We start from the raw sequence: 12,507 nt of genomic DNA, 5'->3' as shown, positions 1-12,507 counted from the left end.
TGACGGAGGCCACCGGCGGCGCCCCCGGTGGCAGCGGCACGCCGGGCAGCACCGGCACGTACGCGCGGCGGACGAAGAGCCGCTGGGCGTCCGCCGTGTAGAGGTAGTTCACGAACGCGCGGGCGGCGTCGGCGGAGGCAGTCCCGCGCACGATCGCGACCGGCGTCGGCACGAGCACCGCGCCTTCGGACGGCCACACGGTGTCGACCGGCGAGCCCTCGTCTTTCGCGTGCCGGACGAAGAAGTCGACGATCGACGCGACGGCGACTTCCCCCGACGCCAGCTTCGCCAGCACGTCGCCGTTCGCGCGGATGATCTGCGCGTCGTTCCGGCGCAGGGCGCGATAGTACGGCCAGCCGAAGCTCCGCGTGGCGACGAAGGTGCCCACGTTCGCAAACGCCGCCCCGGACACGAACGGGTTGGGCAGCCCGACGCGCCCCTTGTATCGCGGCTGCGCCAAGTCCCACCACGACGTCGGCCGGAAATGCACCGCCAGCGTGTTGATCCCGATTACGTTGAAGATCAGCCGCACCTCGTGCATCTGGTTCCCGTCGTAGTGAAACTCCCGCGGCACACCCGTCGCCGCCGGCGGCGCGAACGACAGCAACTGGTTGACGCGCGCGAGCCCGCGCAGATAGCCGAGGTCGGCAAACCAGAGCACGTCGGCCTGGATGCGCCCCGCGGCGCGCTCGGCTTCGATCTTCGCCTCGACGGGCCCGGTGCCGGCGCGGAAGATGCGGACGGCCACCCCGGGCGTCCGGTGCATGAAGTCGCCGACGAGAAGGTTGACGTCGTCTTCGGACTCGGACGTGTATAGGGTGATGGACGACGCGGGCGCGGCGCCGGACGACGCGGGCGCGGCGCCGGCGAGGCCGGCCAGCAGCGCCGCCAGGACGGCCGCGGCCGCTCGAATTCCGAGTCCGCGCGCCCCGCGGGCCGCGGTCCGCGGGGCTCCACGCTCAGCCTCCACGGTCATCCCTCCCCGGCGTCCCGGCGGTGAGCGGCGGCGTCCTGCCGCACTGCTCGACGGGCCGCGGTCACCATGGCTCGGGAGCGCTTCCACGCGGCGGCCGGCCACGCCTCCGGCCGTCAACCGTCATCCGCGGGGAGCGGGGCGGTCAACGACAGCGTGAACCAGACGGTGGTTCGCCCCTGCGAACTCAGGGCGCCCGCCTGCCCGCCGTGGACGCCGGCAATTTCCTGGACCAACGCCAGCCCGATCCCGGCCCCACCGGTGTCCCGGGACCGGGACTTCTCGCCCCGGTAAAACCGCTCGAAGATGTGCGGGAGATCCTCGGGCGCGATCTCCTCGCCCGCGTTTTCCACCGCGATCCGTATGCGCCCGTCGGCGCAGGCCGTCCGGACCGTGATCTCGGTCCCGGCCGCCGCGTAGCGCAGCGCGTTGTCGAGCAAATTGCGGAGCGCCTGGCCGAGGAGGTCGGGGTCGGCCTCGACCCGGGGACATCCCGGATCGCCCGCCACGCGCAGGCTCAGGGTCCGGGCATCGAGCTCCTGCCGGTACACGGCGGCCGTCTGCCGCGCGAAGGCCGCGACGTCCAGCTCCATCCGGTGCACCCGGGAGACCCGGGCGTCGAACTGGCTGAGCTGCTGCAGCGTGTCGACCAGGCGCGCGAGCCGGAGCACCTCTTCGTGCAGCGAGGTCAGGGTCTCGCGGCTAACCGGCGCGACGCCGTCGCGCAGGGCCTCGAGATACCCCTGCAGCGTGGTGAGCGGCGTGCGCAGCTCGTGCGCCACGTTCGCGACCAGGTCCCGGCGGAGCGCCTCGATCCGCTCGAGGGACGCCGCCATCCGGTTGAGCGAGTCGGCGAGCCGCACGAGCTCGTCCGGGCCGCGGGTCTCGACCCGCCGCGCGTAGTCGCCCGCGGCGATCCGTTCGGCCAGGAGCATCATGTCGGAGATCGGCCGGACCATCCGCCGGACCAGGATCCAGCCGAACACCATCGCCGCGGCGGCGGCGGCGACGCTCCCGACGATCAGCACCCGGTGGACGGCGTGCAGGAAATCCTGCTCGACGACCGTCGGATCGATGTGGTAGCGCGTCATGATGACCATGAAGAAGTGCGAGGCGCGATCGGTGATGAGCGCCGCGGAGATCGCCACGGCGATGGCGATGACGAGCAGATGGCTCCCGAGGAGCCGCCAGAGCAGGCTATCCCGCACGCTTCGGCTCCAGGAGCTTGTAGCCGACCCCCCGCACCGTCTCGATGAATCGCGGGCGCGCGGGATCGTCCCCCAATTTCTCCCGCAGCTTGCCGACGTGCACGTCGATCGTCCGGTCGATGACGACGGCTTCGTCGAACGCGTACACGTGGGCCAGCAGTTGCTCTCGCGTGAACACCCGCCCGGGAAACTCCATCAGGGCCTGCAGCAGCTTGTACTCGACGACGGTGAGACGCACGTCCCGCCCGGCGACGGAGACCTCGTGCCGCTCGACGTCCATCAGGAGATCTCCCCGGACGAGACGCGGCGTGGGCTGCTCGCGGGTCCCCGCCCGGCGCAGGATCGCGCGGACGCGGGCCACGAGCTCCCGGGGGCTGAACGGCTTGGTGACGTAGTCGTCCGCCCCCGTCGACAGTCCCGCCAGCTTGTCGCTTTCCTCCACCCGCGCGGTCAGCATGAGGATCGGGACGGCCGAACGCCGGCGGAGCGCCCGGCACACCGCGACGCCGTCCATGCCGGGGAGCATGACGTCGAGGATCACGAACTCGGGACGGTGCCGCGCGAAGAGCTCGAGCGCCTGGCGGCCGTCATACGCGGCGACCACATTGAACCCTTCGCGCTCCAGGTACATGCGGACGAGCCCGATAAGCTTGTGATCGTCGTCGACCACGAGCACGGTAGAGTCTGTCCGGTCCGTCACCATCGCCTCTCCGCGACCGGCAAACCTCGCGAGCGCCGGCGCCCTCGGGCACCATCGTGCAAAGGTTGTGTAAAGATACGATAAAGCCGCCGCTCGCGGGACTACTGCGTCGGCGACATCACCGCCGACACGCTACAGTATCCGCACGCGCACTTTGACTGTGCCGAGGCCGTCTCGGAGGAGAACCCGCAGTCGAAGTGACGATCTGGACGGGGAGTCTCGCCGTCCAATGTGCCGATCGGACCATGGTGGGCGAGGTGGGAGTTGAACCCACACGGCCGTTCAGGCCAGGGGATTTTAAGTCCCCCTCGTCTGCCGATTCCGACACTCGCCCGGGGGCATGTTCGCGGCCCGCGGCGGCGCCCCTTGTCGCGGCGCGCCGCTGCGGCGGACGGCCCTGAGCCGGCCGGAGTCTTACGGTGAAGAAGGGTTGGAGGCGACGGGCGGATTCGAACCGCCGAATGGGGGTTTTGCAGACCCCTGCCTTGCCACTTGGCTACGTCGCCGTCACGCTGGAGCGGGAGATGGGACTTGAACCCACGGCCTTCTCCTTGGCAAGGAGACGCTCTACCTCGGAGCTACTCCCGCGTCCACCTGCCTGATTATCTCAGACTGCGGCAAGCCGGCTACAACCACCGTCGTACGCGCGACCGGTAGCGCCGCCACCGGTCGCCGAACGTGTCCGCGAGCATGCCCTCCTCGGCCCTGATGAAGCGCACATCGAGCAGGATCGCAAACGCGAGCACGACGGCGAACGGCGTGAGCGTCCCCAGCACGACGGCCACGCCGGCGAGGATGAGCACCATGCCGAGCCACATGGGATGCCGGCTCAGGGCAAACACCCCGTCCGTCACCAGGTGAGTGGAGCGCTCAAACGGTTTCACGCTCGTACCGGAGGTCTTGAAGGTCCGATCGGCCAGGACGTTGAGCGCGGTGCCGAGCAGGAGCGGCACGACCCCCAGAAGCAGCCAGGGAGCCACGATGACGCGGCGTCCGGGAATCGCCACGTGCAGCACCAGCATCGCCAGCACCGCCGCGCTGACATAGACCGGCGGAAGCACGGCCGCGCGGTGCGCGGCCGGCGGCGGGACGCTAACCATGCCCGATCAGCGACATGAACTCCGCGCGCGTGCTCGGATTCTCGCGGAAGATTCCGCGGGTCGCGGACGTCACGACGCGGCTGCCGGGCTTGCGCACGCCCCGCATGGTCATGCACAGGTGGGTCGCCTCGATGACGACCGCCGCCCCGCGGGGCCGCAGCCCCTGCATCAGCAGGTCCGCGACCTGCGAGGTGAGCCGCTCCTGCACCTGCGGGCGCCGGGCCAGGATCTCGATCAGGCGCGCGATCTTGCTGATGCCGACGATGCGCCCGTTTGGAATGTAGCCGACGTGCGCCCGGCCGTGCATCGGCAGAAAATGATGCTCGCACATCGAATCGAACGGGATATCCTTGACGATGACCATCTCCTTGTGCCGGTCCTCGTCGAAGCCGACCGTGAGGACGCCGAGCGGATCCACGTGGAGCCCGGAGAACAACTCGGCGTACATGGCCGCAATCCGGCGCGGTGTCCCGCGGAGTCCCTCGCGTTCCGGGTTCTCGCCGATCGCCCGCAGCATCGTGCGTACCGCGCCTTCGATCGCAGCGCGGTCGACCTCCCGGGCGCCGCCGTCGCCGAGGCGCGCGGGAGCGCCGGGCCGCTCGGCCGCCGTCCGCAGCCGTCCATTGTGCCGCGCGGTCGCGCGCACCGTTCGCTTCATCGGCCCTGCTCCTCTCCCGAACTCGCGATCGCGAGCGTCATCCGGATCACGCGCGCCACGGACCGCACGTCGTGCGTCCGGACGAGCTGGGCGCCCTGTGCGACACCGTAGGCGACCGCGGCCCACGTCCCTTCCAGCAGGTCTTCGACCGGCAGCGCCAGGATGTCGCGGATGTAGTTCTTGCGCGATGTGGCCAGGTAGATCGGATAGCCCAACCGGGAGAACGCTCCCAGGTGGCGCAGCACTTCCACGTCGTGCCGCGGCGCCTTGCCGAAGCTGAATCCGGGATCGACGACGAGCCGGTCGGCCGGCACGCCGAGCGACCGGGCCCGGGCCGTCCCCCGTTCGAGAAACGCGTAGACGTCGCCCACCACCGCCCCATACCGCGGCGCGGTCTGGCGCACCTTCGGGCGGCCCTGAATGTGCATGACGACGAGCGCCGCCCCGGTGGCCGCGGCAAGCGCCGCCATGCGAGGATCGGCCAACCCGCTGATGTCGTTGATCAGCACGGCGCCGGCCTCGACGGCGGCCCGGGCCACCTCCGGCTTGTAGGTGTCCACCGCGATCGGGACGGGCAGCCGCGCCGCCAGGCGTGCGATGAGCGGCACCACCCGCCGCCATTCCTCGGTGGCATCGACCGGCGGTCCCGGACGCGCGGTCTCCCCGCCCACCTCCACGAGATCCGCGCCGTCCGCGACGAGCTCGTCGGCCCGCGCGAGCGCGCGGTCGCGCTCGAAATACCGGCCGCCGTCGTAAAACGAGTCGGGCGTGGCGTTGAGGACGCCGACGAGGAGCGGCCGGGCGGCCACGTCCAGCGCGAGCCCGGCCGCCCGGAGGACGCGGGGACGCGGCGATTCACGCCGCGGACACGGGACGCTCACGCCGGGTGTTCGCGAAGATACTGGTGGATGCGCGCCGCCTGCACTCCGCCGATGCCCTCGACCGCCGCGATCTCTTCCAGGTCCGCCTGCCGGATGTTGCGGACGGATCCGAAATGCCGGATCAGGGCGCGCTTCCGGTGCTCGCCGATGCCCGGGATCTCGTCAAGCACGGAGAACACGATGCGCCGTCCCCGCAGCTGCTGATGATAGGCGTTGGCGAACCGGTGCGCCTCGTCCCGCAGCCGCTGCAGCAACTGCAGCGCCGGGGAGTCCGCCGGCAGCGCGACCGGCTCGGAGAGCCCCTCCAGGTAGATCAGGTCCTGTCCCTTCGCAAGCGCGATCGCCGGAATCATGTGGTTGTACTCGAACAGCACGTCGTGGGCCGCGCTCAGCTGGCCGCGGCCGCCGTCCAGCAGCACGATGTCGGGCAGCACGGCCCACTTCGGCCGGATCGGCTCATCCCCGTCGAGCCGGTCCTGTTCCTCCCGCGCCCGCGCGAACCGCCGCGCCAGCACCTCGCGCATCATGGCGACGTCGTCCGGACCCTCCGCGGTCTTCATCTTGAAGCGGCGGTAGTCGCGCGGCGTGACGCGGCCGCCCTCGGCCACCACCATCGAGGCCACCGTCTCGCCGCCCTGGAAGTTGCTGATATCGTAGCACTCGATGCGCATCGGCGGCGCCTCGAGCCGGAGGAGCGCCTGCAACTCGTGCACGCCCGGACCGGCGCCGCCGCCCCGCCGCGCCGCGTCCTGCGCGAGATGGAGCGCCGCGTTGTCGCGGGCCAGCGCCACGAGCCGCGCGCGGTCTCCGCGCTGCGGCTGGACGAGTTTGACGCGTCCGCCGCGCCGTTCGCCGAGCCAGCGCTCGATGATCTCGCGATCCGGGATGGCCTCGGGCACGAGAATCTCCGGCGGGACGGCGGTCGCGGCCTCGTAGAACTGGGTGAGAAACGCCCGCAGGGTCTCCGCGGGCGGCACGCCGCGGGTGCCCTGCACCATCACGTGCTCCTGCCCGGTGACACGGCCGCTGCGTACGACGAAGATCTGGACGCAGCCGGCGTCGCCGTCCTGGGCCACCGCGAGAATGTCCCGGTCTTCGCCGCCCTCGGAGACGACGCGCTGGCGTTCCTGGAGCGCTTCGAGGCCGCGGAGCTGGTCGCGCAGGGCCGCGGCGCGCTCGAAGTCGAGCGCGTCCGCGGCCGCGGCCATCTGCCCCTCGAGGTCCTTCCGCAACGCGTCGTGCCGGCCGCCGAGAAACTCCGCCGCCTGCCGCACCTGCTCCGCGTACTGCTCCTCGTTCGCGCCCCACGCCACGCACGGCGCGCTGCACTGGCCGATGTAGTAGTCGAGACACGGACGCGGGAGATCGTGCGTGATCTCCAGGTTGCAGGTCCGCAGCTTGAACAGCCGCCGGATCAGCCGGATCGTCCGCCCGACGAGCTTGGGCTCGTGGTATGGGTACGGACCGAAGTACTTCGCCCCGTCCCGCAGGACCTTGCGGGTCATGACGATCTTGGGAAACGGCTCGTGGGTCAGCTTAAGATACGGGTACGACTTGTCGTCGGCCAGGCGGACGTTGTACCACGGCCGGTGCCGCTTGATGAGGGCCGCCTCGAGGATCAGCGCCTCGACCTCGTTGGCGGTGACTACCGTCTCGATGTCCCGGATCTTGGAGACGAGGTGCAGAATGCGCGGGCTGTCGGTGTGGCCCGGCTGGAAGTACTGCCGCACCCGCGCGCGCAGCGACGACGCCTTGCCGACGTAGAGCACCCGGCCGGCGCCGTCCTTCATGAGGTAGACGCCGGGCTGCGCCGGCAGCGCCGCCGCCCGGTCCGCGAGCGGCGGCGAGTCCGCCCCGATCAAAGGCTGGTCTGTCATGCCGAGATCATTATACGCCGGGCGGTCGAGGCGGCCGGACGTGCGGCCGCGCCGTGCCGGTGCGTGGATCGGCCGCGGGCCGGCCCGTCAGATCGGGCCGGGCGACAGCGCTCGCAGCGCCTGGGCCGCCTGGCGCGCGGCGCCGAGCAGCATCCGGATGTCCGATGAAAACATTAGACAGCGCATCCCCGCGGCGTGCCCGCGCTCGACCACCTTGAGGTCGCCCGGATGGACGCCGCCGGCGATGCCGTGGCGCGCGGCGACCTCGGCGACGTGCCGGTAGGCGTCCTGCATCTTCTGATGCATCAGGTCGCCGGGCACGCCCAGCGACACGCTGAGGTCGTTGGGCCCGATCAGCAGGACGTCGATGCCGGGCACCGCGGCGATATCGTCGAGGTTGTCCAGGGCGCGCCCGCTTTCGATCTGCGCGAGGACGAGCGTCTCCGCGTTGGACCAGGCCATCGCCTGGGCGTGCGACACCTGGCCGTACTCCGTCAGGGCGGGGCGCAGCCCGAAGCCGCGTTCTCCGTCCGGCGGGTACTTCACGCATCGGACGATCTCCCGGGCGTCCGCCGCCGTCTCGACGTGCGGGACCATGACGCCGAGCGCCCCCGCGTCCAAGGCCCGGGCCGTCAGAGCGTAGACATTGTCCGTCACGCGGACGAGGGGCGCGATCCCGGTGCTTCGCGCGGCGCGGCTCAGCGTCTGCACGGTCTCCCAGTTCGCGGAGGCGTGCTCGGTGTCGATGACAAAGAAGTCGAACCCGGCCGCGGCGAGGAGGTGCGCCACCTCCTCGGTCCGCAACTCGGACACCATCGTGCCGATCGCGACTGCCCCCTCGCGGAGGCGCGCCTTCGCGCGGTTCGGCGTCATGACGCCTCGCCCCCTCCGTGGGACGCATGCCGCGTAGACGGGGTCACCCCGCGGGCGGTGAGGCGGGCGTTGGGCTGCGACCGGACGGCGGGGTTCGCCAGGTACGTCGGCCACTCGCCGCGCAGCATCTGGACGATCTGGAGGTTCACCTTGCGGGCCAGATCGTCCAGCGCCTCGACCGTCGTCGAGGAGGAGTGCGGCGTCAGCACGACGTTGTCCATGGCGAACAGCGGGTTGTCCGGCGCGGGCGGTTCGGGCGACAGCACGTCGAGGCCGGCGCCGCCCAGGTGCCCCGAGCGGAGCGCGTCCACGAGGGCCGGCTCGTCGACCACGGGGCCGCGGGACGTGTTGATCAAAATCGCGCCCGGTTTCATCCGCGCGAACGCCGCCGCGTTGACGAGACCGCGCGTCTCCGGGGTGAGCGGCGTGTGCAGCGAGACGATGTCCGCCCGGGCGAGGAGCTCGTCGAACGAGACCTTTTCCACGCCGTCGCGGGCCATCGCGGCGCCGTCGAGGTACGGGTCCGCCGCAATCACGTGCACGCCGAACGCGCGGCCGCGCTCCGCCACCTTGCGGGCGATGTGGCCGAACGCGACGAGCCCAAGCGCGCGGCCCCGCAACGAGTGCACCGGCAGCAGCGCGTTCGGCACCCATTCCCCGCGGCGGACCCGCCGGTCGGCTTCGAGCAGTTTGCGCGTCACGGCGAGAATGAGCGTCCACGCCGAGTCGGCGACCTCGTCGTAGCAGAAATCCGGCACGTGCGCGATGCAGACGCCGTGGCGCGTGGCCGCCGGAATATCGACGGTGTCGAGGCCGATCCCGGTCCGGATCACCCCGGCCAGACGCGGCGCCGCCCCGTAGAGATCCTCGGTGATTTTCACGTGGGCGGCGACGAGGATCCGGGCGTCGGCCACGGCCCCGAGACGCTCGGAGTCGGTCGGGGCGGCGACGAATCGCGTCACCCCGCCCGCCGCGCCGATGCCGTCCACGTCCAGGGGAAACCGCGGACCACGCTCCCCTTCGGTCCACAGCACCACCTGCGGCGCCGCGCGGCCGGCCGGTGTCCGCCCTGCGTCCGCTTCCGCCTTCGCTCCGTCCGATTCCGTCATGCCACCCTCCCCCTGCGCTCGCGCCGGCTCCTCGGCCTACCCGCGCCGTTTGCGGCGCACGCGGCGGCCGTCTCCGTTGCCTTCCCCGCCGGCCATCGGACGCCCCGCCAGGACCGCGGCGCGCCCGCTCCGCGGGGCGCCGTTCGCCCGGAGCACCGGGCGCAGAAACTGTCCGGTATAGGACGCCGGGCTCTGGACAACATCCTCCGGAGTGCCCTCGGCGACCACGGTGCCGCCGAGCTCGCCGCCCTCCGGGCCGAGATCGATTATCCAGTCGGCCGTCTTGATGACATCCAGGTTGTGTTCGATGACGAGCACCGTATTGCCCGCGTCGACCAGCCGATGGAGGACCTCCAGCAGCCGTTGGACGTCCGCGAAATGGAGCCCGACCGTCGGCTCGTCGAGGAGGTAGACCGTCCGGCCGGTGTCGCGCCGGGACAGCTCGGTGCTGAGCTTCACCCGCTGGGCCTCGCCGCCCGACAGCGTGGTCGCGGGCTGGCCGAGTTTGACGTACCCGAGCCCGACGTCCGCCAGCGTCCGGAGCTTCCGCCGGATCCGCGGGATCGCGTCGAAGAACCCGATCGCCTCGTCGACCGTCATGTCGAGCACGTCGGCGATCGATCGCCCCTTGTACTTCACCTCGAGCGTCTCGCGATTGTAGCGCTTCCCCTTGCAGACGTCGCACGGCACGTACACGTCCGGCAGGAAGTGCATCTCGATCCGCACGATCCCGTCGCCCTCGCAGGCGTCGCACCGGCCGCCCCGCACGTTGAACGAGAACCGGCCCTGCTTGTATCCCCGCACGCGTGCGTCGGGCGTGGTGGCGAACAACTCCCTGATCAGGTCGAACGTCTTGGTGTACGTCGCGGGGTTGCTCCGCGGCGTGCGCCCGATCGGCGACTGGTCGATGTTGATGACCTTGTCGATCAGGTCCAGCCCGTCGATCCGGTCGTGGGCGCCCGCCCGGGTCCGGGTCCCGTGGAGCCGGTGGGCGAGCGCGCGGTACAGAATGTCGTCGATGAGCGTCGACTTGCCCGAGCCGGAGACGCCGGTGACACAGACGAACCGGCCGAGCGGGATCCGCACGTCGATGCCGCGCAGGTTGTGCTCCCGCGCGCCGCGGATCACAAGTTCCCGCCCAGGGGTCCCCGCCCGCCGGCGCGGCGGAATCGGAATCCGCCGGGCGCCCGTGAGGTACTGACCCGTCACCGACGCCGGGGTCCGGAGGATCGTCGCGAGCGGCCCGGAGGCGACCACCCGGCCGCCGTGGGCGCCCGCGCCCGGTCCGATGTCGACGATCCAGTCCGCGGCGCGAATCGTCTCCTCGTCGTGCTCCACGACCAGGATCGTGTTGCCGAGATCGCGCAGGCGCAGCAGCGTGTTGATCAGCCGGCGGTTGTCCCGCTGATGCAGGCCGACGCTCGGTTCGTCGAGCACGTACAGCACGCCCATCAGCCCCGAGCCGATCTGGGTGGCCAGCCGGATCCGCTGCGCCTCGCCGCCGGACAGCGTGTTGGCGGTGCGGTCGACTGTCAGGTAATCCAGCCCCACGTCGACGAGGAACCTGAGGCGGGCCGTGATCTCCTTGAGCACCTGTTGCGCGATCAGCCGTTCGCGGTCGCCCAAATGCAGCTCCGAGAAGAACGTGAGCGCGCCCCGGACGGTGAGCGCGCTGGCCTCGGCGATCGAGCGGCCGCCCACCGTGATCGAGAGCACCTCCTTCTTCAGCCGCGTGCCGCGGCAGGCCGGGCACGGGGCCGTGCTCATATACTGCTCGATCTCTTCCTTGACGTACTCGGAGTCGCTCTCCTTGTACCGCCGCTCGAGCTGCGGGATCAAACCCTCGAAGGCGGCGACGTAGTTCCGGAGCTCCCCCCAGCGGTTGTGGTACCGGAGCCGGACTTCCTCGCCGGTGCCCCGCAGCAGCGCCCGGACGAACTCCCGCGGCAGCCGCCGCACGGGGGTGCGCATGTCGACGCCGAAGTGGTCGGCGAGCGACCGCAGCACCTCCTGATAGTACTCACTCGTGGAGACGGCCCAGGGCACGACGGCCCCGTCGAAAAGCGACAGGTTCTGGTCGAGCACGAGGTCCGGATCGATCTCCTGCTTGAACCCGAGCCCCGTGCACACCGGACACGCGCCGTACGGCGCGTTGAACGAGAAGATCCGCGGCTCGATCTCCGGCAGGCTCAGGCCGCACTCCGGGCACGCAAAGTTGCGGCTGAGAACCAGTTCCTCGCCGTCCACGACCCCGTCTGACCCCGTCTGCGCGGCGTCAGTCCCACGAAGGGGGAGGCGGGACGGCGCGGGGCGAGCAGCGGAGATGCCGACAATCCCCTGTCCGAGCTTGAGCGCCGTCTCCACCGAGTCGGCCAGCCGCGACCGGATCTCCGGATGCACCACGAGCCGGTCGACGACCACCTCGATCGTGTGCTTGCGGTGCTTGTCGAGCGGAATCTCCTCGCCGAGCTCGTAGAGCGCGCCGTCCGCGCGGACCCGCGCGAACCCCTGGCGCCGCAGGTCCTGGAACAGCTGCCTGTACTCCCCCTTGCGCCCGCGGACGATCGGCCCCAGGACGAGAAGCCGCGTGCCCTCCGGCATGGCGAGGACCCGATCGACGATCTGCTCCGGCGTCTGCCGGTTGATCGCCTGACCGCACCGCGGGCAGTGCGGCACGCCCACGCGCGCGTACAGCAGCCGCAGGTAGTCGTATACTTCGGTGACGGTGCCGACGGTGGAGCGCGGGTTGCGTGGCGCGCCCTTCTGGTCGATCGAGACCGCGGGACTGAGGCCCTCGATGTGATCGACGTCCGGCTTCTCCATGAGGCCGAGGAACTGCCGCGCGTACGCCGACAGGGACTCCACGTACTTGCGCTGGCCTTCCGCGTAGATCGTGTCGAACGCGAGGGACGACTTCCCCGATCCGGAAATCCCGGTCAGCACGACCAGTTGGTCGCGCGGAATCTCCACGTCGATGTCGGCCAGATTGTGCTCGCGCGCGCCGCGCACGATGATGCGATCCAGGGGCATGCTCCCGTCCTACTCGCCTACCGGAGCGCCAACGGCCGCGGCGTCCGGGTTATGCCCGCGGCCGGCCGGACGGCCGCCGGGCGCGACTTCTCGCCCCG

At 71.0% G+C, this 12,507-nt stretch carries 10 protein-coding genes and 3 tRNA genes; all 13 read right to left on the bottom strand.

Translation table 11 applies throughout. From position 1 onward, the window contains the following. Nucleotides 1-970 (bottom strand): extracellular solute-binding protein (locus VGZ23_07015; protein ID HEV2357344.1); only part of this gene is annotated, 970 nt, incomplete at its 3' end. Between the two features lie 119 nt (nucleotides 971-1,089). After that, nucleotides 1,090-2,181, bottom strand: a complete 1,092-nt coding sequence (locus tag VGZ23_07010; GenBank protein HEV2357343.1) for an ATP-binding protein — start codon at nucleotides 2,179-2,181, stop codon at nucleotides 1,090-1,092. Next, nucleotides 2,171-2,881, bottom strand: a complete 711-nt coding sequence (locus tag VGZ23_07005) for a response regulator transcription factor (GenBank protein HEV2357342.1) — start codon at nucleotides 2,879-2,881, stop codon at nucleotides 2,171-2,173. The genes VGZ23_07010 and VGZ23_07005 overlap by 11 nt, the downstream gene beginning before the upstream one ends. 246 nt (nucleotides 2,882-3,127) lie before the next feature. Further along, nucleotides 3,128-3,215, bottom strand: a tRNA-Leu gene (locus tag VGZ23_07000). Nucleotides 3,216-3,312: 97 nt separating this feature from the next. Then, a tRNA-Cys gene (locus tag VGZ23_06995) sits at nucleotides 3,313-3,387 on the bottom strand. Nucleotides 3,388-3,394: 7 nt separating this feature from the next. Further along, a tRNA-Gly gene (locus VGZ23_06990) sits at nucleotides 3,395-3,469 on the bottom strand. Between the two features lie 38 nt (nucleotides 3,470-3,507). Further along, nucleotides 3,508-3,981, bottom strand: a complete 474-nt coding sequence (locus VGZ23_06985) for a methyltransferase (protein ID HEV2357341.1) — start codon at nucleotides 3,979-3,981, stop codon at nucleotides 3,508-3,510. Continuing rightward, nucleotides 3,974-4,639, bottom strand: coding sequence for a GTP cyclohydrolase I FolE (gene folE / locus VGZ23_06980; protein HEV2357340.1), 666 nt, complete (start codon nucleotides 4,637-4,639; stop codon nucleotides 3,974-3,976). The genes VGZ23_06985 and folE overlap by 8 nt, the downstream gene beginning before the upstream one ends. Further along, nucleotides 4,636-5,520, bottom strand: coding sequence for a dihydropteroate synthase (folP, locus tag VGZ23_06975; protein ID HEV2357339.1), 885 nt, complete (start codon nucleotides 5,518-5,520; stop codon nucleotides 4,636-4,638). The genes folE and folP overlap by 4 nt, the downstream gene beginning before the upstream one ends. Further along, nucleotides 5,517-7,397, bottom strand: a complete 1,881-nt coding sequence (gene uvrC, locus VGZ23_06970) for an excinuclease ABC subunit UvrC (protein ID HEV2357338.1) — start codon at nucleotides 7,395-7,397, stop codon at nucleotides 5,517-5,519. Before uvrC ends, folP begins: the two co-directional genes overlap by 4 nt. Nucleotides 7,398-7,484: 87 nt before the next feature. Beyond that, nucleotides 7,485-8,270 carry an aldolase/citrate lyase family protein gene (locus VGZ23_06965; protein ID HEV2357337.1) on the bottom strand — a complete coding sequence of 262 codons (786 nt, stop codon included), beginning with the start codon at nucleotides 8,268-8,270 and terminating at the stop codon, nucleotides 7,485-7,487. Further along, nucleotides 8,267-9,379 carry a C-terminal binding protein gene (locus VGZ23_06960; protein ID HEV2357336.1) on the bottom strand — a complete coding sequence of 371 codons (1,113 nt, stop codon included), beginning with the start codon at nucleotides 9,377-9,379 and terminating at the stop codon, nucleotides 8,267-8,269. Before VGZ23_06960 ends, VGZ23_06965 begins: the two co-directional genes overlap by 4 nt. A gap of 36 nt (nucleotides 9,380-9,415) precedes the next feature. Beyond that, nucleotides 9,416-12,409, bottom strand: a complete 2,994-nt coding sequence (gene uvrA / locus VGZ23_06955; GenBank protein HEV2357335.1) for an excinuclease ABC subunit UvrA — start codon at nucleotides 12,407-12,409, stop codon at nucleotides 9,416-9,418. Nucleotides 12,410-12,507 lie beyond the last annotated feature (98 nt).

Source organism: bacterium (genome assembly GCA_035945995.1).
Classification (GTDB): domain Bacteria; phylum Sysuimicrobiota; class Sysuimicrobiia; order Sysuimicrobiales; family Segetimicrobiaceae; genus DASSJF01.
The sequence above is the reverse complement of the archived record's forward strand: the minus strand, read 5'-3'. Positions and strand labels throughout refer to the sequence as shown.

Coding starts and splice junctions, on each gene's coding strand:
- uvrC (HEV2357338.1), bottom strand. CDS start 7,397: ATGACAGACCAGCCTTTGATCGGGGCGGACTCGCCGCCGCTCGCGGAC.
- VGZ23_06965 (HEV2357337.1), bottom strand. CDS start 8,270: ATGACGCCGAACCGCGCGAAGGCGCGCCTCCGCGAGGGGGCAGTCGCG.
- folE (HEV2357340.1), bottom strand. CDS start 4,639: ATGAAGCGAACGGTGCGCGCGACCGCGCGGCACAATGGACGGCTGCGG.
- VGZ23_06985 (HEV2357341.1), bottom strand. CDS start 3,981: ATGGTTAGCGTCCCGCCGCCGGCCGCGCACCGCGCGGCCGTGCTTCCG.
- VGZ23_06960 (HEV2357336.1), bottom strand. CDS start 9,379: ATGACGGAATCGGACGGAGCGAAGGCGGAAGCGGACGCAGGGCGGACA.
- uvrA (HEV2357335.1), bottom strand. CDS start 12,409: ATGCCCCTGGATCGCATCATCGTGCGCGGCGCGCGCGAGCACAATCTG.